Consider the following 19,125-nt stretch of genomic DNA (forward strand, 5'->3'; position numbering starts at 1 on the left):
TACAGTAAAGGGACGAATCGAAGGCAAAGGAGGCGCGGAGGACTTGGAAGAACGGGTCGGACAGTTGGCTCGCGAATATGTAACGGTTTACGAATCGCCGGACCCCGAGAACGTCTATGTATACAGCCCGGGAATTGCGGTGCTGCCGAACGGCAGACTTGTCGCCACGCTCGATATGAGCGGACCGGGCATCGACGGAATACCCGGCGAGAAGCGGCGCATAGAGGGGGGCAAGCTGTGGTTCGGCAAAGTGTTCGTCTCCGATGACTTGGGCCGCACATGGCGGCATCGGACGGATTTTCCTTTCATGCACGCCAGACCGTTTACAGCCGGAGACAGCTTGTACGTGCTGGGGCATTGCCACGATTTGGCGATCATCCGCTCCGATGACGGCGGCGACACGTGGAGCGAGCCGGTATTGCTGACGCAAGGGCAAATGTGGCATCAGGCGCCGGCGAATGTACATTACGCCAAAGGAAACGTGTACTTGGTCATGGAGCGGAACGTGCGATCGGGTGGAGCGGGCTGGCCGGTCGCCGATATGGCTCCCGTGCTGATGAGAGGACGGACGGATGCGGACTTGACCGAACGGAGCAATTGGACATTCGCCTCCGAGCTGGCGTTCCGGGACGCGGTGCCGGAGGATGAGCTGGATTATTTCGGAGTCCCGTTCTATAAGGTGGAGCCGGGCAAGGCTGCGGCAGTCGCTCCGGGACGCAAGTGTGCCCGCATGGGCTGGCTGGAGACGAATATCGTTCAATTTACCGATCCGGACCACTATTTTCATGATCCGGATGGACGAACATTCCATCTTTGGATGCGCTCTCATACGGGCGGTACCGGCTATGCTGCAGTTGCGAAAGCGGTTGAGCGGGACGACGGCACGATCGTCACGATGCTCGAGAAGGCTCCGTCGGGGAAAACGTTCGCCTTTGTCCCTTGTCCGGGCGGCCATCTGAAATTCCATATCCTATTCGACGAACGTTCCCGCCTCTACTGGCTCCTCGGCTCGCAAGCGACGGACAGCATGACGAGGGCGGACCGGCTGCCCGAAGACCGATACGGTCTCGGCAAAAACGAACGGCACCGCCTGCAGCTCCATTTTTCGCGAAATTGCGTCGATTGGTGCTTTGCCGGTCTTGTCGCTGTCGGAGATGGGCCCAGGCAATCCCGGCATTATGCGAGCATGGCGATCGACGGCGAGGATCTGCTCGTCTTGAGCCGTTCCGGAGACGAACGGGCGAAGGACGCGCACAACGGCAATTTGATTACGTTTCACCGCATCGAGCATTTTCGCCGCCTGATCTACTAGGTACAAAGTCAGAGCTAATTCTGTGCCTTGGTATTGGCTCGGTTATCATTCAAAAGCCCATACAATGCACAATTTAAGGCCTGACATTGTACTAGGGAGGCAGGCTATGACGGACCGACAACAAATAGGGGGGCTTTCCATGCGTAAAACCGCTTTAGGTATGGCCGTTGCAAGTATGATGCTTTTGTGGGGCTGCTCGGGCAATGAACAGCGACCTTCCTCGGATAGCGGAGCAGGCAAGGAGAACGCGAAGCTGGAACCGGTTACGCTGTCCTTTTATTCCAAGCTGACGCCGGACGAATTCGATAACTATATCGTACAGCATGTCAAGAAGAAGTTCCCGCACGTAACGCTGAAGCAAGTGGAACAAAAAACCGCCAAGATGCAGGATCTGATCACGACCGGGAATGTGCCGGACATCATCTGGGAAGGCAGCACCAACCTCCAGACGCTCACCCCGCTGAAGGTGATGGCGGATTTGCGGCCTTTCGCGGAGAAGCACAAGTTCGACTTCGGCAAATACCGGGACGGACTTGTGGACACCGTGAAAGCTTATTCGGAGAGCGGTCAACTCCACTTCCTGCCATTCAATGTGTTTGAATTTGCCCTGCACTATAACAAAGACGTTTTCAATAAATTCGGCATTCCTTTCCCGAAGGATCATATGACTTGGGACGACGCGGCCGCTCTGGCGAACAAAATGAACCGGGTGGACAACGGTGTCCAATATGTCGGAATGAGACCGCCGCTCAGCACGAACCGGACGCAAATGCAGCTGTCGCTTCCCTATGTCGATCCGAAGACCGGCAAAGCGTCGCTCCAAACCGAAGGCTGGAAACGGCTGTTCGAAACGATCCGCAGCACGTATCCAGGCCCTTCTACGGTTCGTTCCTTCTTCGATTATCGGGACGAGTTCCTCAAGCAGCGCACGGTCGGCATGCTGCCGGACATTTTGCTGCTGCAAAATTCGGTTATGGCGGACTACGAGAAAGAGGGACTGGACTGGGACGTCGTCACTTATCCGGTATTTGCGGACAAACCGAAGGTGGGCGCGGGGCTGTTCTCCGACGGTATGGTCATCTCGGCCGGCTCCAAGCACGCGGATCTGGCTTTCCAAATTATCGCGTTCCTCAGCACCGATCCCGAAGTGCAGCTGCATGCTACCCGGGATGGCCGCGTGACGGGATTGAAGGACCCGCAGCTGTTGGCCCGGGCGTTCGAGAATAATCCGTCGGCGAAAAACAAAAATTTGAAGCAAATTTCCACTCTGAATTTTCCTGCAACTTATCCAATGAACGATTACGACCGCAGAGGGCTCGTCGTGGTCGAATCCAAGCTGAAAAGCTATGTGGCCGGCAAAGGGGATGTCAACACGCTCCTCAGGGAAGCGGAAGAGCAGCTCGATAAAGACATTGCCGCACAGAAGCTGCAGTGACAGAAAGCGGGTGCATGTATGGATAAACGCGATGAAATCCGGCAATCGAACGAATCGAATAAACAAGGACTTCCCAAAAAGCTCAGCCGGCGGAAAATGCTCTCCGCGCTCGGCGTAACGGGGGCTGCATTCCTAGCCTCCGGCATATCGTCCGACCGCTCCCTATTTGCCGGCAGCTCTGTCCATCACTCGACATACGGCAATCCGAATCATCCCGATCCTTCACGCTTCCGATTGACCACCATTGCCGAGCTGAGGGGCACGACGAATCCTGACGCGGATTCGATCTACTACGTCACGGATGTGGGACAAGAGGGGCCGTTCTTCTACGAGGCTTCCGATACGGTATCTCCGGACAATACGGGCTTGGTGCTCGTTTCCGTATCAGGAGCCCGATTCAAGCGCGTCCATCAAGGCGAGATCAACATTGCCTGGTTCGGCGCAGTAGGGAATGGAGCAACCGACAGTACCGCCGCCATCCAAGCCGCCATAGACACCGGTCTGCCGATTATGATGCCGGCCGGTACGTTTATGATCACGAATACGCTGCGAGTCAAGTCCAACGGGCAGGTGATCCGGGGAAGCGGCCGATTTATCACGATCTTGAGAAATTCAGCGAATGCCAACCCTCTGCTCCATTTCGGCGACAATTTGGACCCGAAGACTACCGGCTACGCGCTATCCTGCGCCGCGCGGGACTTTACGCTCGAGGGAAACGCCCTGTCGAGTGAAGGAGTGGCGTTTCTGGGGCCGCAGGACGATGTAGCGACCTGGGGCGGCGCATCGAGAGCTTGCTTGCTGGAGGGGGTACGCGTGTCCGGAATCGGAAGCGGGCCGGCGCTGCGGGTATCCGCATGGACCCCGACCGTAATGGGCTGCGAGTTCTGGAACAGCAAGCAGGGCATCAAGATCGGACAGCAGGTGTACTCCGGACGGTTCATAGCCAACTATATAAGCGGCCATGCGGGGGAGGGCATTTATTGCGATGTCCCGGCCAGCAAAGCGTCCGCTATCTTGTTCTCCGGGAACGTAGTCCAATGGTGCGGGAGCCCGGCAGGGATGATCGTGCTTTCCGGGGGCGGCGCCATGACCTTCCACAATACGTATGCGGAGGTGGCGAATGCCGGCTGCAATGCGGTGTGGAAGCTGAGCAATACGAGTACGAACGTGACGATCGACGGCGTCCATTTCAGCGCAGGAACGGGCGAACATGAAATCGATGTCGTCGCTACCGATATCAAGCATTGTACAATCCGCAACATCCAAATTTTCGGAAACGTTCGGCGCGGGGTGTACATTACGGGAACGCTGCCGATTACGACGATCGACAGCGTCAGGCAGCCTTCGGGCACGAGCAGCGTGGCTTTGGTCGACGATCAGTCGGTTCGTAAGCAGACCTTTATCAACAATGCTCCTATGGGGACCGAGATGGGGGCGGCCAAAATCAAAAGCTTGACGTCGACGAACGCGATCACGATCGCGGATACGGCGACCGGCCAAACGCAATGGTTCGTGAAGGATGGATACGCTTACTTCGGCAGCAGTACGACCGCTCCCAATATCGGCGCCTCCGGTTCGTACCTTTCGGTTCGCCAAGGAACGAACGAAGGATTCATTAAGGCGGCGGGCGTTCTGCTTGGCGCGGACAATATCGGCATCCGGTACGGAGCAGGCAGTCCGGAGGGAGTCGTAACGGCTCCAGTAGGTTCGTTTTACGCAAGGTCCGACGGCGGGCCGGGCACGACGCTGTATGTGAAGGAAAGCGGTACGGGAAATACGGGCTGGACGGCCAAATGAACGGCAAAAATTTCGGAATAGGGCATGGAGGAGAAAGATGAGAGAAGAAACCGTACGTTCCGATTTGACCGTCATCGGAGGAGGCTTGGCCGGGGTATGCGCCGCAATAGCGGCCGCGCGTCTCGGCAGCCGGGTCGCGCTCGTACAGAACAGACCGGTGCTCGGGGGCAATTCCAGCAGCGAAGTTCGCGTATGGGTCAGCGGAGCCACGGCCGGCGGCACCCACCGGTTTGCGAGGGAGACCGGGATCATCGGGGAAATGCTGCTTGAAAATCAATACCGCAATGCGGAGGGCAATCCTTATTACTGGGATCTCGTCGTGCTGGAAACGGTGCTTGCCGAGAACAATATCCGGCTGTTTCTCAATACGGATGTGCATGAGGTGGAGGCGGAAGGAACGGCCGAAGATCGCCGCATCCGCTCCGTGACCGGATGGATGACGGGTTCGGAGCGGAAGCTGCGCTTCGAGAGCGGTTTGTTCATCGATTGCACCGGCGACGGACTCGTAGGCTTTTTGGCGGGGGCCGAATACCGCATCGGCCGTGAGGCGAGGAACGAATACGACGAAGCATGGGCACCGGAGCAGGCCGACGATATTACGCTCGGGAGCACGCTGCTGTTTTATACGAAAGACGCAGGGAAACCGGTTAAATATGTTCCCCCGTCGTTCGCCAAAAATATTGCCGAGACGCCGATCCCTTTGCGCCGTATTATCCGCACGGGCGATTCCGGCTGCCATTATTGGTGGATCGAATGGGGCGGGGAATTGGACACGGTCCACGATAACGAGCGCATACGCGACGAGCTGTGGGCCGCCATCTACGGGATATGGGACTATATCAAAAATTCGGGCCGTTTCGAGGCGGACAACCTGACGCTGGAATGGGTCGGGTCGGTACCCGGCAAACGCGAGTACAGAAGATTTATCGGCGATTACGTGCTGACGCAGAACGATATATTGGGCCAGGTCCCGTTCGACGATCGGATCGCTTTCGGCGGGTGGTCGATCGATCTGCATCCGCCCCAAGGGATGTATGCGGAGGAGAGCGGCTCGAAGCATTGGCATGCCGACGGAAATTATCATATTCCGTTCCGCTCCCTTTACTCGGTCAATGTGGCCAATATGCTGATGGCCGGCCGCAATATCAGCGCATCGCATGTCGCTTTCGGCACAACCCGGGTGATGGCGACATGCGCAGTCATGGGGGAAGCGGCAGGATCGGCGGCGGCTCTATGCGCCAGGGGCGATACGACTCCCCGCGCGCTGTATCGAGACCGGCTGCCGGAGCTGCTCCAGACGCTGCTTCATCAGGATGCTTCGATCATCGGCTTGACGAACCGCGATCCGCGCGACTTGGCCCGATGCGCCACTGTGAAGGCATCCAGTACGATGCCGGTCATCGCGGTGGAGCAGGCCAAGGAGCAGGTGCCGCTGGACGCCGACATCGGTCTGCTCGTGCCGGTCGATCCGAAGCTCGGCGGTCTGGAGCTGCTGCTCGACGCCGTGCAAGACACGACGCTGCATGTCGAGCTGTGGGATACGGGCCGGCGCGAGAACTATGTCCCGTTCCGGAAAATAAGCGCGGCCGCGGTTGAAGTGCGCCAAGGCAGTCTGCAGTGGATGGCCGTTCCTTTGTCATGGATACCCGACGAGCCGCAAAACGGCTTTATTATCGTCAAAGCGAACCCGTCGCTGAAGCTGTGGCAATCGCATTCGCCGCTGACCGGCGTCTTATGCTTCGGCAAATTCGAGAGGCCGCCCGGGAGGCCGCCGCAGCCGGTCATCGAATGGAGAATGAAACGTTTTATCCGCAAGCCGATTTGCTTCCGCATTCACGGGGAGACGATGGCCTATGCTCCCGGCAAGGCGATTGACGGAGTGAACAGGCCGTACGGCGGTCCGCATATGTGGATTTCCGAGCCGATGGCCGGCGGGCGCGAGGAATGGCTGGAGCTGGAATGGAGCGAGCCGGTGTCCGTCCGCGAGATTCATCTGACGTTTAACGACGATGTCAACGAATATTTGATCAATCTGCATTATATCGTTACGCCGTTCGATACGATTCCCGAATTGGCTTCCGACTATCGAGTGGAAGCTTTTGTCGACGGCCGGTGGGTTGTGCTGCACAGGGAGACCGGGAACCGGAAGAGGAAAAAAGTGCATCTCGTGTCATCGGTACAAACGACTCGTCTTCGCGTCGCGATTCAGAAGACGAACGGGTGTCCGCGCGCCGAATTGATCGACATCCGGGTGTACGACCATGCAACCGGTTAAGACTGTTAATAGTTGACAATGATGATCGTTTGCTGTATAAATGACAATAATCGTTAACCATACAGCAAGTGTCGATGAGCGGGACAGTAATTCGGGATGGACAGTCGCAGCGAGCCGGGGGTGGTGCAAGCCGGTACGGACGTCACGAATGAAGCGGCCCCGGGAGACGGTTCGCCCAACCTGCGCGAAGTAGGCGAATCCGGTCGGAAGACCGTTAACAAGCAAAGCGGCCGAGTTCTTCGCGGGGATCGGCACATGGAGTGGTACCGCGGGACCTAACGGGCTCTCGTCTCTGTTTACAGAGACGGGGGCCCTATTTGCATGTATACGAGAAAAACGGGAGGCGAACGTATGATCAGTACGATGATTGCGAAGGCGGTAGAGGATGTATGGCGGGATCTCATGTAGGTGACCGGCACGAGGCAGTCCGAAAGGATCGACGTCGCCGTCGAGCATCCCGCCAACCCGCAGCACGGAGAGTACAGCGTCAATATCGCGATGAAGCTGGCCAAGCAACTGAAAAAGCCCCCGCTGGTCATCGCGGGCGAGATCAAGGAACGGCTGCATCGCCATCCCGCCATTGCCGCTTTGTTCGGCCGAGTGGAGGCGGTCGCGCCGGGGTTTGTCAATTTGTACTTGGACTTTGGTAAATGGGCGACGTTTGTTGAAGGCAATCCGTCGAAGGCTGCCGGCGAAATACGGGAGAAGGCCGTAATCGAGCATACGTCGATCAATCCGAACAAATCGGCCCATATCGGCCATCTGCGCAATTCCTGCATCGGCGATACGCTGGCGAGAATGATGCGGTCGGCCGGGTATCCGGTTGAGGTGCATAATTACATCGACGACTTGGGCAATCAACTGGCCGATACGCTTGTCGGCATGCGCCACACCCCGGCCGACGGGACTTATTCGCGGTTCGGCGATTTTTGCTGGGATACGTATGCGGGCATCAATAAAGCTTACAAGCAAAATCCGGAGCTGCAGCAAGAACGAACCGAAGTGCTTCATGACCTGGAGCAAGGAACGGGCGGTACGGCGTGGCTTGGTTTGCTCGTAGCGGAGCGCATCGTCCGCGAGCATTTGGAAGAGATGAAGCAGTTCGGCATCGAATACGACGTACTCGTCTGGGAAAGCGTCATCGTTCGCGTTGGGTTCTGGACGCAAGCGTTCGAGCTGCTGTCAACTACCCCGGTGTTCCGGCAGGAGACGGAGGGAAAGCTGGCGGGCTGCTGGATATTGAAGCAAGCCGGGGACGATAGCTGCGAGTCGGATGCGGATCACCCGGACCACCAGGCGGATAAAGTGCTCGTCCGCTCGAACGGCGTCCTGACTTATACAGCGAAGGATATCGCCTACCACCTATGGAAATTCGGCGTGCTGGGCAAAGATTTCCGCTACCGAAAGTTTGCCGACAAGCTCTGGTCGACGCACGAAGGCGGCATTCGGAAGAAGCGGATCGGGCACGCGGATACGGTCATTAACGTGATCGACCATAGGCAGGAATACCCTCAGGCGATGATCAAGCAGGCTCTGCAGGCGCTTGGCTTCGACGGGCAGGCGGAGCGGCTAAGACATGTCGGTTACGGCGTAGTATCGCTCAGTCCGGCCACGGCGGAGGGCCTGGGCGTCGATATTTCGGAAGGCCGGGCGTCGTACCCGATGTCGGGCAGACAAGGGATCGGCGTCAAAATCACCGATTTGCTGGACCGGATGGAGCAAATCATCGAGGAGAAGCGTTCGCGCAAGGCGGGCCTGTCCAGCCGTTCCATAGCGGCCGCTTCGATCCGGTACTATTTGCTCCGATTCCATCTGCAGACGGAAATCGTGTTCGATTTCGATCAGGCTACGGAAGTATCGGGAAATACGGGCGTCTACTTGCTCTATTCCTACGCACGCGCCTGCAGCCTTCTCGAGAAAGCGGGATACGATCAATCCGAGACGGTTCGTTTGGGGGGATTGACCGATCAGGAACGCGGCTTGTTGAGACAGCTTGCCTATTGGCCGGAAACGCTGCATGCGGCGGTCGAGGAGCTTTCGCCGAATCGGCTGTGCGCTTACGCTTACGAACTGACGACCTTGTTCAGTCATTTCTATGCGACCTGCCCGATTCTGAAAGCGGAAGGCAGCACCAGAAACGTTCGCTTATGGCTGACACTGCGGTTCAAAGAAACGTTGAAGGAAGTTCTGGACGTGCTCGGCTTGCCGGCTCCGGAGAACATGTAGGCTTTACTAGTCTCGCCGCGATCCGCCCCCCATGTTATTAGGAACGGGAGGGATGGACCGAAGCGTAGGGTTCGCCCCTGCGGGCCGACTTGGCTGAACAGGAGCGGCCTGCGTACGGCTTCCGGCGGCGAATGGCCCGTACAGCGTTCCGTAACTTGAACAAGTTACTCGGATGATCGAGCATGAGCATGAACCCCCATAATGGAAAATATCCAGTTATTGCAGAGGATTCGGCGCCATTCCTGTGAACTAACTGGAAAAGGTACAGCTTTTTTCTTGCATTTTGGCCACTTTGGCTTTCGAGCGGCGAAATAGCTGTACCTTTTCCAGTAAAAATGGATTTTCAGCCTTTTAGACGCATATTAACTGTATGTTTTCCATTATGAGCCGTCTGCAAGCGGAAAACCAGGCCGTTTCTCTCATTTGTGCGAAAGCTCATACTTCATATTGCATAATTATACACATTCATGTATAATTACATCGAGGTGAGCGTTTATGAAAATCGCGTTTGACAATGCTTTGCCGGACAAAGCGAAGGTCGCGACTTTGATCGAGGCGAGCGGGCTGGAGGGCCATTGGGACGCCGGCCGTTTTTTTGACACGTACCCGGAGAAGTGCCGCTTCGTATCCGCTTACGATCGCGATGAGCTCGTAGGCGTCGGCCGCCTCGTCGACGGCGGGGAAGCGGGCGACGGAGAAGGCGCGAACGGCCGGCTGGACATCGTCGTGCTGCCCGACTACCGGAATCGCGACATCGTCGGAACGATATTCAAGCTGCTGAAAAACCGCCGGACTTCACTCGTGAAGCAAGCCTGACCAGACGCGGCATATAATCGTATACAATCCCCGGATCAGCCTGTCACGAGAGCGATCCGGGGTTATTTTGCTTTGCTTCGCCCACGAATTGGTGTATAGTGGTTTTAACGTTTTTATAAAGCGATTATGGGGAAATCCGCGAACCGTACAGGAGGTATACTCGACATGGAAGAATTGAAGCTTAAAGTGCTTGAGTTGCTGAAAGAAGACGCCCGTCGGACCCCGGATCTGATGGCAACGATGCTCGGCGTCGATGTCGAGGAGGTCCGGCGAGCGATCAAGGAGATGGAAGCGGAGCATATCATCGTCAAGTACGCTACCGTCGTCAATTGGAGCAAGGTCGACGACGAGAAAGTAACCGCGCTGATCGAGGTGCAAATTACGCCCGAACGCGGCCGCGGCTTCGACGCGATTGCCGAACGCATCTATCTCCACCCCGAAGTGAAATCCGTTTACTTGATGTCCGGCGCTTACGACCTTCTGGTCGAAATCGAAGGAAAAAATTTGAAGGAAGTCGCTTCGTTCGTATCGAGCAAGCTGTCGCCGATCGAAAGCGTACTTTCCACGAAAACGCACTTTATATTGAAAAAATATAAGCAGGACGGGATCATCTTCGAAGATCACGTCGAAGATTTCCGGATGCATATCTCTCCATAATTGATCATAAAGGAAGATTCGGATGATTAAACAGGAACAGGTAAAAACGGAAACAGTTCATGAAACGAAATCGATGACGCGGTTTTTGAACCCGCTCGTACGCGATATGCCGCCTTCAGGCATTCGGAAATATTTTGACTTGGCCAGCGGCAATAAGGAAATCATCTCTCTCGGAGTAGGCGAGCCGGATTTCGTCACGCCATGGCACGTCCGCGAAGCGGCGGTCGCATCGCTCGAACGGGGGCGGACGACTTACACCCCGAATGCGGGGCTGCCGGAGCTGCGCGAAGCGATCGCCGAATATTTGCATAACCAGTTCGAAGTGACCTACGAGCCCAAGAACGAAATTATGGTGACGATCGGCGGGAGCGAAGCGATCGATTTGGCGCTGCGCGCGTTTATTAGTCCCGGGGATGAAATCCTCGTGCCCGAACCGACCTACATTCCTTACGCGCCGATCTCCACGATAACGGGCGGCGTGCCGGTCGGCATCGAGACGTTCGCGAAGGACAACTTCAAGCTGACGCCGGAAGCGCTCCGCGCCAAGCTGACCCCGCGTTCGAAAATATTAATCCTTTGTTACCCGAGCAACCCGACGGGTGGCATTATGGGTTACGAGGATTTGCTGCCGATCGCGAAAATCGCCGAAGAACACGACCTGATCGTCATATCCGACGAAATATACGCCGAACTGACGTATGGCACGAAGCACGTATCGATCGCCTCCTTGCCTGGCATGAAAGACCGAACGATTCTGGTGAGCGGCTTCTCCAAGGCGTTCGCGATGACCGGCTGGCGGATGGGATATGCTTGCGGCCATCCGGACATTATTTCGGCGATGCTGAAAATTCACCAATATACCGTCATGTGCGCCCCGGTCATGGGTCAGGTGGCGGCTTACGAAGCGTTGACGAAAGGGTTGGAGGAAAAAGACCGGATGGTGGAGTCGTACAATCAGCGGCGCCGTCTTGTCGTGAAGGGCTTCCGCGAAATCGGTCTCGAGTGTCATGAGCCGCAAGGAGCTTTCTACCTATTTCCTTCGATTGCGTCGACGGGACTATCTTCCGACGAATTTTGCGAACGATTGCTCCGCGAAGGCAAAGTCGCCACCGTGGCCGGACACGTGTTCGGATTGGGCGGAGAAGGCTTTATCCGCTGCTCTTACGCATCGTCCGTTTCCCAGCTTCAGGAGGCGATTCATCGGATCGACGGCTTCCTGAACAAGCTGAAAGCGCAGGCTTAATCCGGTTTGTGAAATTGTAAATGTATTACACTTTTTCCTGATGCTCTGATATAATGGGAGTAACTCGCATTGACAAACATCTGCAAGATTCGATCCAAGGAGGGATAGGCCGTGATGGTCACGGATGTCGAGTTTGGCAACCTATCGCGACATGTCGACACAGGCATCGGCACAACGCCGCGACCGCTGCAATGGCCTGACCGCATCAGACGGAAGTCCCGGACGGAGGCGGCGGAAGCTGCCGATTCTTTGGAAGACGAAATAGCGAACTTGCGCCGACAGATGGAAGTCGCTTTTGAACAGTGCGATTCCTTGACTTCAGAGCCCGTTATGGAAATTAGCCGGATGCTCGACGTAAAAATTAACGAGTATATGAAAGTGACGCAGAAGGACTAGGGAACTGACACGGAATAAGGAACTACTTTGATGCGTGGCATCCTTGCAACGGCAAGGGTGTCATTTCCATATCAAGAAAAACTTTCAGTGTTCGGGGTCCCCGAAAAGTACCCGGCGTAAACTTCGAAGGATAGCGTCACTTTTTGGGGTGAGAGTAATTCCGAGGCAGTTCCGGGGGCGACCCGGTCCTTCTTTTCTTTTGCCCATTCGGCAAACTTTTGTTTGTCCTTTGCGCATGCTATCATAGAAGGGTGATTGATGCGGAGTGGAGGGACGACATACGGATGAAAGCGAAATGGAGCAGGGGCGGATGGCTCGCGGCGGTACTGGCGCTGCTGCTTGCGGTGACGACCGCATGCGGCGGACCGAAGGCGGACGTTTCCGTTTTTATGATGTTTCCGCAAAACTCGCCGTTCAACAAGCAGGACGAGCTGAAAAATGCGCTTCAGGCCAAGATGGGAGAGGCGCCGACAGTAGCCGTCTCGATCAGCCCGATATTCGAGCCGCAGAAGATGGTCGTGGAGCTGGCTGCCGGAGACCATGGCATATTCGTCCTGCCGAAGGAGCAATTTGACGGATTCAAAAAAGAAGGCGGGTTCGTCCCGCTGGACGACATATTGAAGAAGGAAGATTTCCCGGACGGCGTCTACGACGGGCAGCTTATAGGCGTTCCGTTGAAAGATTCGAAGCTGTTGAAGGACGCCGGCTACAAAGGCGGAGAGGTAGTCGCGTTCATCACGATGCGAGTCAAGAATAAGGATAAGGCGAAGCAAGTACTGAAAGTGATGGCGGAAAAATAAGGGGACGGCCGTGCCGAAAGGTGCGGTCTTTTCTTGCCTATGGAATTATTATATAATTTGGATTAGTGATTATATCCTATATAAAATATAGGATGTTGCGCGAATATTCCGAAAAGGTCGTGTCTACATGACGGATCCGAGCGTGAATAAAACAGCGGCATTTTATAAGCAAAATATTACGGAAGAACTGATCACTTATATAAAAGACCAAATTTTGATGGGACACTTGAATCCGGGGGACCGCATCGTGGAATCCAGGTTGGCGAAGGAGCTCGGACTCAGCCAGACGCCGGTCCGGGAGGCGCTTCGCCATCTGCAGGGAGAAGGGCTCATTACGATCATTCCGAATAAAGGGACGATCGTCTCCCCTTTGGACGACAAGGCCGTTTATGAAATTTACTCCGTGCGCGCTTTGTTCGAAGGGCTGGCGATCCGGACGGTAACGAAGCAGGCCACAGCGGAAGAAATAGCCGAGCTGGAGCGGCTGTACGAGACGATGAAGGAGAAGCTGCACGATGATTCGGTTGCGTATTTGCTGAAGGATTCGTTCTACATTCACGAGAAAATCGTCCATCTGTCCAAGCACGCGAAAATCATCTCGATGTACCGGTCCATCTCGTTCCAGATCGCGCTGCTGAACCGGACGCTCGGCACGACCTCGTCCAAGCAGAAGGAAGTCGACACGCACCTGGAATTGATTGAGGTCATTAAGCAAGGGGACCCGGATGCGGCGGAGAAGACGATGCGCGCTCATATTTACCGTTCGTACATGGAGTTTGTACAGGTTGCCCCGAACCCGCCGATCGATCCGTACAACGGCGATGAACAACTGTGGGTATAATCGAATAGCAAGAAACGGCTTCCCGTCCAGGTTGAGATGGGGAGCTTTTTTTCTTTCATTTTTCCAATTGACCGATTTGATATTATATATTATATTTATTCCATAATCGATAATGATTAAAGGTGGTTGATACGGTTATCGTCGTTTTTTGCCTAGGAGGTTCGCAGCACATTCCAATGTAAAGGAGCTGTAACATGTCCATGAAAAGGATTTTCCCTGCACTGCTCGCGGCAATTCCCCTTATGACCTCGGCATGCGGCAATAGCGCAAACGACTCTCCTCCACCCGCAGCGACTAAATCACCCGAGTCCGCCGCCGCTGTCAAAGCCGAACCGGCCGAACCGGTCGAGCTCGTAGTTTTCTCGACTACCGGCGATTCGCCGGATGGCTTCAACCAAATTCATGGAGACACGATCAGGCAGAAGTTTCCGAACTACACGATCAAGTACATTCAGAACAAGCCCGGACAGACGCTGCCCGAATTGCTCGCCCAGAAGCAGCGGATCGATCTTATTTACCAAAACATTTCATACTTTTACGAAATGGGCGCAAGCGGCAACCTGTTCTACGACATGACGGACATGGTCGCCAAGCACAAGGTCGATATGGCGAAATTCGAGCCTACCCTCATCGACGGCATCCGCAGTTCCGGGGGCGGCAAGCTGTACGGACTTCCCGTAACGAATGTCGGCTTCGTCCTGTATTACAACAAAGATATATTCGATAAATTCGGGGTGGCCTACCCCCGCGACGGCATGTACTGGGACGAAATGCTGGACCTTGCCAAGAAGTTGACCCGCAAGGAAGGCGACAAGCAGTATTTGGGATACGCTTCCGACCTGTTCCTCTTGATGAACAACCCGCTCTCCGTTCCTCTCATCGATCCGAAGACGGAGAAGCCTACCTTTACCCAGGAGCCGTGGAAGAAGCTGTTCGATACGATCGTCATCCAGCCGTCCGAGAGCCAAGCTTACAAAGACCGGACGGCGGCTTTGAAGGCGCTTCCATATCGATTCGAGTTCACCAATTCGCAGGAGCTTGCCATGTTCTCCTTTATATCCAAATTCCCGCAGGCAGTGCCCGATACGCTGCAGAAAGTGAATTGGGATATGGTCGCCCTGCCCACCTTCCGCGATCAGCCGGGAGTCGGTACCCAGACGACGCCGGAAATGTTCGGCATTACATCGATGGCGCAGCATAAAGAGGAAGCGATGAACGTCATTCATTATTTGACTACGCCCGAAGCCCAGACGATGTATTCCAGGAAAGGGCTTATGCCGGTCATTAAAGACGAGGCGGTCAAGAAAGCGTTCGGGGAAGGCTCGCAATTCAAAAACATTCATTGGAGCTCCGTCTATTACAACAAACCGGCGCCCCTAACGATCCGGACGAACTACCAATTGACCGTGGAAGGCATTTTGCGCAAGCAGGTCGTCGATATCGTGCTCGGCAAAACCGATTTGAACACAGCGACGCGCAATGCCAGCGAAGAAGCGGAGAAAGCGATAGCGGCGCTGAAAAGCGGAACGAAATGATACTCTTACAAGGGGGTTTTACATGAAGTATACATAATGAGAAATCGATTTCCAAAAATGTTATAAGAAAAGCTTCTAATCGAAGTCTTTTCCACGATGAATGACCCTGCGTAAGAGGTAGTTTTTCTTGGTATACAATTTATTCTTTTCGTTCACAAGGTCCGAAAATTTATAAATTCTATAACGTTTAAAAGGATTTCATAAAAAGTGGGTACATATGAGGGAGGACTAGAAATGAGTACACCGTGGTTTAAAAAGAGTCATCGAAGATGTTTGGTCGATATGCATATTCCGGACTGGGATGAACGGTTTCTATCGAAATTCGATTCGAAGCGGTATGTCGAGCTGATGAAGCTCGCTCAGGTTGACGCCATTTACTTCTATACGAACTCCTGCGTGGGACTTACCAACTTCCCGACTAAAGCCGACAAAATGCATAAAGGGCTGAAGGGCAGGGATATCGTTCGCGAGATTACGACGCTGACCAAAGAAGCCGGATTGCCCTCGGTTGTGTACTATAACATTTGGTCGAAGTGGGCGTATGATCATCATCCGGAATGGCGGGCGGTCAACAGCGAGGGACTGACCACCGGAGATTATTATTGGGGACAACCGGGCAGATATGGCGTATGCTGCTACAACCACGAGGGATATCGCGATATGGTACTCACGGATGTAGAGCAGCTGTGCAAAAACTATGAATTTGACGGTCTATGGATCGACATGATCATGCTGTCGCAAGTGTGCTATTGCTCGGCGTGCCGGAAACGGTACTTGGAAGAGACGGGGATCAGCGAAATTCCGAGAGTGGTCGATTGGAACAATCCCAAGTTTGTGGAGTTCCAGCGGCGCCGGGAGGCGTGGCAGTCCGGATTCGCCGAGCTGGTCACGCAGTCCGCCAAGAAATGGAAGCCCGGCATATCCGTAGCTCATAATGTCGCCGGTTATTTTGTAGGCTGGCACCAAGGCGCTTCCCTGAAGTATTTTGATCAAAACGATTATTTGAGCGGAGATATATCGGGAGGGCCTCAAACGGTCAACTATGTGTGCAAGATGTTCCATAGTACAAGCAAAAACCATTCCGTCGAATTTATGACGACGGTAGCCGACGCCAATCTGCTGGAGCATACAGTCTACAAGCCGAAGCATTATTTGAAAAACCTGGTGTACTTGGCGATGGCCAATAATGGTGCTTTCAGTTTCATTGACGCGATTGATCCGCTAGGTACGATGAACGAAAAGATGTATCGCATGTTGGGCGAGATATACGGAGAAACGCGCCAGTACGAGCCCTACATGGATTACGACGCCGAGTATTGCCAAGATGTCGCCATCTATACGAACATCGAATCGTTGATCGATTTGCGCGACAACGGCAAAAAGGTGGAAAAAGTGCCCCCCACAGGCTCCGCTCCGCACCATGCGGCGGCAATGAATGCGGCCAGAGCGATGATAGACGGTAATATTCCGTTCGGCGTCATCAGCAAAAACAGACTGGATAATCTGCATAAGTACCAAGTCGTCATTTTGCCCGACATGCAAATGATGGATGACGAAGAGGTCGAGGCGATCCGCAAGTTCGTAGCGGCCGGAGGAAGCGTGTATGCAAGCGCCAATACTTCCTTGGTGGACAAAACCGGTAAGCGGCATGAAAATTATATGCTCTCCGACGTATTCGGTGTCGACTATGAGCGAACGACATGGGAGGACATCGGCTATTACGCGCCGACCGAGGCAGGAAAGCCGCTGTTCGCCGATTACGACGAGTCGTACCCGATGACCGTGAACTGCAATCAAATGCTCGCCAAGCCGCACGAAGGCACGGAGACGCTGGCCACGATCGTGCTGCCCGAGCTTGATCCGAACAATCCGCATCAGTTCTCGTCGGCGATCAGCAGTCCGCCGGAAATTCCGACCAATTATCCGGGCATTACGGTCAACCGATACGGCAACGGCCGGGCGATGTATGCGGCGGGGTATTTGGAAAGGATGGCCAAGACGGGGCAGCGCACTATTTTTATCGATCTTATCAAATCTTTGCTGAACAAAGCTCCCCACTTCCGGACCAATGCGCCGAAGCCTGTGGAAATTACGATGTTCCGGCACAAATCCGATAAGCGTTATACGATTAACGTCATCAACTTCCAGCAGGAGCAGCCGAACATTCCGGTATCGGGAGTGCGCGTGGAAGTGAATATCGGGGATAAGAAGCCGACTCGCGTGCTGTTTCTGCCGAAAGAAGAACCGGTTGATTTTACGGTAGAGGGCGAGTACATTGCGTTTGACGTACCGCAGCTGGACACGTTCCATATGTTTGCGATCGATTGCGAGTAAATGTTTTGGCGAGCGGGCGCCTCTTTTCAATGCAAAAGAGGCGCTAGAGATAACAGATATGGGGAGGGTCTAGCTTGAATAAAAAATATTTCATTCCATCGATCGGCGTGATGATCGCAACTTCGATACTGGCGGGCTGCGGCAGCTCGGGAAAGGCTAAGGAGGATGCGGCCGTTACTCCGACGGCACCGATCGATTATACGAAAGAAGCGGCCGAAATCGTATTTTATTCCAACAACGGCGAGCTGGTCGAAAGCTTCGATTCCCGCATGGGCAATGCTTTGCGCAAAAAAATTCCGAACTATACGATCAAATATATTCAGGCCGGCAAAGGAACGCAGCTGACCGATTTGATCACGACCAATACGCGGTTCGATATCTTCTATCAGTCGATCGGCAATTTCGAAGCGGCGGCTTTCCCGGTAGACATTCAATACGATATGGCCGAGCTGATCAAGAAGCACGGCATCGATTTATCGCGGCTCGATCCGACCGTCGTCGATGCGGTCAAGCAGGCTTCCGGCGGGAAAATGTACGGCTTGCCGGTCACTACGACCAATCTGGTCCTGTATTACAATAAAGATGTATTCAATAAATTCGGCGTACCGTTCCCGAAAGACGGGATGACATGGGACGAAGTGATGGACATGAACAAGAAGCTGACCCGTCTGGACAGCGGCGTCCAATATTTCGGATTCACCCATTCGCCCTTCCACTCGTTCCGCCTCAATCCGTTATCGATTCCGCATGCCGACATGACAGCCGATAAGCCGACCATCAACAAGGACGAGCGTTGGAAAACGTACTTCGATATTTTCTATACACAGCCGCTCGGCGCGCCCGGTTACCAGGACGGAGTTGTGAAACTGAACAGGCTTCCCGATATTAATGATTTCGTCAAAAGCAAGACGGTCGGGATGTATGCGTACCTGTCCAGCTTGATCTATGCGTGGGAGAAAGAGCTTAAGGAGCTGAATTGGGATATCGTCTCCTTGCCGACGATCAAAGGGCAGCCGGCGGTCGGTTCGCAATCGTATCCGAGCTATTACGGCATTACGAAGATGGCCCAGAACAAGGATGCCGCAGCCCAAGTGCTCAAATATCTCGTGTCCGACGAATTCCAGGCGGAGATTGCCCGCAAAGGAACGATGCCCGTATTGAACAGCGACAAAGTAAAGGCGGATCTCGGCAAGGAGTCCCCATATGCGGACCGGAACTGGAAAGCGATATTCTACAATAAATTCGCGCCGATTCCTCCGAAAGCGGCTTATGACGGCGATTTGGTGACGGCGTATTACAACTTCGGCAACCAGTACAGCTTGGGCAAGATGGATATGAATACGACGCTCCGCAGCGCGGAAGAAGACGCCTTGAAGAAAATCGAAGCATTCAAGCAAAAAACCAAATAAGCCGCTTATGTCCGCGCAGCTTGCATCGATCCGACAACCGTGTGCGCTC

At 54.5% G+C, this 19,125-nt stretch carries 14 protein-coding genes and 1 other annotated feature; all 14 genes read left to right on the top strand.

Annotated elements, in window-relative coordinates; all coding sequences use genetic code 11:
- Positions 1–43: 43 nt before the first annotated feature.
- The 14 genes from FE783_RS31560 (at position 44) to FE783_RS31630 (ending at position 19,076) form a co-directional block, all read left to right on the top strand.
- A complete protein-coding gene (locus FE783_RS31560) occupies positions 44–1,312 on the top strand; it encodes a sialidase family protein (RefSeq protein ID WP_138883387.1) in 1,269 nt (422 codons plus the stop codon).
- Positions 1,313–1,451: 139 nt separating this feature from the next.
- Positions 1,452–2,747 carry an ABC transporter substrate-binding protein gene (locus FE783_RS31565; RefSeq protein WP_158302152.1) on the top strand — a complete coding sequence of 432 codons (1,296 nt, stop codon included), beginning with the start codon at positions 1,452–1,454 and terminating at the stop codon, positions 2,745–2,747.
- An 18-nt stretch (positions 2,748–2,765) separates the two neighbouring features.
- Positions 2,766–4,544: a glycosyl hydrolase family 28-related protein gene (locus tag FE783_RS31570; protein ID WP_138883389.1), complete on the top strand. Its 1,779-nt coding sequence runs from the start codon at positions 2,766–2,768 to the stop codon at positions 4,542–4,544.
- A 37-nt stretch (positions 4,545–4,581) separates the two neighbouring features.
- Positions 4,582–6,819: an FAD-dependent oxidoreductase gene (locus FE783_RS31575; protein WP_138883390.1), complete on the top strand. Its 2,238-nt coding sequence runs from the start codon at positions 4,582–4,584 to the stop codon at positions 6,817–6,819.
- A gap of 65 nt (positions 6,820–6,884) precedes the next feature.
- Positions 6,885–7,116, top strand: a binding site (T-box leader).
- A gap of 111 nt (positions 7,117–7,227) precedes the next feature.
- On the top strand, positions 7,228–9,045 hold the full coding sequence (locus FE783_RS31585; RefSeq protein WP_238403331.1) for an arginine--tRNA ligase: 1,818 nt from the start codon (positions 7,228–7,230) through the stop codon (positions 9,043–9,045).
- 495 nt (positions 9,046–9,540) lie between these two features.
- Positions 9,541–9,861, top strand: coding sequence for a GNAT family N-acetyltransferase (locus FE783_RS31590; protein ID WP_138883392.1), 321 nt, complete (start codon positions 9,541–9,543; stop codon positions 9,859–9,861).
- A gap of 165 nt (positions 9,862–10,026) precedes the next feature.
- Positions 10,027–10,518: an Lrp/AsnC family transcriptional regulator gene (locus tag FE783_RS31595; RefSeq protein WP_138883393.1), complete on the top strand. Its 492-nt coding sequence runs from the start codon at positions 10,027–10,029 to the stop codon at positions 10,516–10,518.
- A 22-nt stretch (positions 10,519–10,540) separates the two neighbouring features.
- Positions 10,541–11,761: an aminotransferase class I/II-fold pyridoxal phosphate-dependent enzyme gene (locus FE783_RS31600; RefSeq protein WP_138883394.1), complete on the top strand. Its 1,221-nt coding sequence runs from the start codon at positions 10,541–10,543 to the stop codon at positions 11,759–11,761.
- Between the two features lie 114 nt (positions 11,762–11,875).
- Positions 11,876–12,157, top strand: a complete 282-nt coding sequence (locus tag FE783_RS31605) for an aspartyl-phosphate phosphatase Spo0E family protein (RefSeq protein WP_138883427.1) — start codon at positions 11,876–11,878, stop codon at positions 12,155–12,157.
- A gap of 284 nt (positions 12,158–12,441) precedes the next feature.
- Positions 12,442–12,957, top strand: a complete 516-nt coding sequence (locus FE783_RS31610; RefSeq protein ID WP_138883395.1) for a hypothetical protein — start codon at positions 12,442–12,444, stop codon at positions 12,955–12,957.
- 127 nt (positions 12,958–13,084) lie between these two features.
- On the top strand, positions 13,085–13,798 hold the full coding sequence (locus FE783_RS31615) for a GntR family transcriptional regulator (RefSeq protein ID WP_138883396.1): 714 nt from the start codon (positions 13,085–13,087) through the stop codon (positions 13,796–13,798).
- Positions 13,799–13,992: 194 nt separating this feature from the next.
- Complete coding sequence (locus FE783_RS31620) at positions 13,993–15,333, top strand: ABC transporter substrate-binding protein (RefSeq protein WP_138883397.1); 1,341 nt, start codon at positions 13,993–13,995, stop codon at positions 15,331–15,333.
- A 234-nt stretch (positions 15,334–15,567) separates the two neighbouring features.
- Positions 15,568–17,667 (top strand): alpha-amylase family protein, encoded by a 2,100-nt coding sequence (locus FE783_RS31625; RefSeq protein ID WP_138883398.1) that lies wholly within the window; start codon positions 15,568–15,570, stop codon positions 17,665–17,667.
- A 74-nt stretch (positions 17,668–17,741) separates the two neighbouring features.
- Positions 17,742–19,076, top strand: coding sequence for an ABC transporter substrate-binding protein (locus FE783_RS31630; protein WP_138883399.1), 1,335 nt, complete (start codon positions 17,742–17,744; stop codon positions 19,074–19,076).
- The last annotated feature ends 49 nt before the right edge of the window (positions 19,077–19,125 follow it).

It is taken from the genome of Paenibacillus mesophilus (genome assembly GCF_005938385.1).
In the GTDB taxonomy this organism is placed as follows: domain Bacteria; phylum Bacillota; class Bacilli; order Paenibacillales; family NBRC-103111; genus Paenibacillus_AB; species Paenibacillus_AB mesophilus.

Coding starts and splice junctions, on each gene's coding strand:
- FE783_RS31565 (WP_158302152.1), top strand. CDS start 1,452: ATGCGTAAAACCGCTTTAGGTATGGCCGTTGCAAGTATGATGCTTTTG.
- FE783_RS31570 (WP_138883389.1), top strand. CDS start 2,766: ATGGATAAACGCGATGAAATCCGGCAATCGAACGAATCGAATAAACAA.
- FE783_RS31575 (WP_138883390.1), top strand. CDS start 4,582: ATGAGAGAAGAAACCGTACGTTCCGATTTGACCGTCATCGGAGGAGGC.
- FE783_RS31590 (WP_138883392.1), top strand. CDS start 9,541: ATGAAAATCGCGTTTGACAATGCTTTGCCGGACAAAGCGAAGGTCGCG.
- FE783_RS31595 (WP_138883393.1), top strand. CDS start 10,027: ATGGAAGAATTGAAGCTTAAAGTGCTTGAGTTGCTGAAAGAAGACGCC.
- FE783_RS31600 (WP_138883394.1), top strand. CDS start 10,541: ATGATTAAACAGGAACAGGTAAAAACGGAAACAGTTCATGAAACGAAA.
- FE783_RS31605 (WP_138883427.1), top strand. CDS start 11,876: ATGGTCACGGATGTCGAGTTTGGCAACCTATCGCGACATGTCGACACA.
- FE783_RS31610 (WP_138883395.1), top strand. CDS start 12,442: ATGAAAGCGAAATGGAGCAGGGGCGGATGGCTCGCGGCGGTACTGGCG.
- FE783_RS31615 (WP_138883396.1), top strand. CDS start 13,085: ATGACGGATCCGAGCGTGAATAAAACAGCGGCATTTTATAAGCAAAAT.
- FE783_RS31620 (WP_138883397.1), top strand. CDS start 13,993: ATGTCCATGAAAAGGATTTTCCCTGCACTGCTCGCGGCAATTCCCCTT.
- FE783_RS31625 (WP_138883398.1), top strand. CDS start 15,568: ATGAGTACACCGTGGTTTAAAAAGAGTCATCGAAGATGTTTGGTCGAT.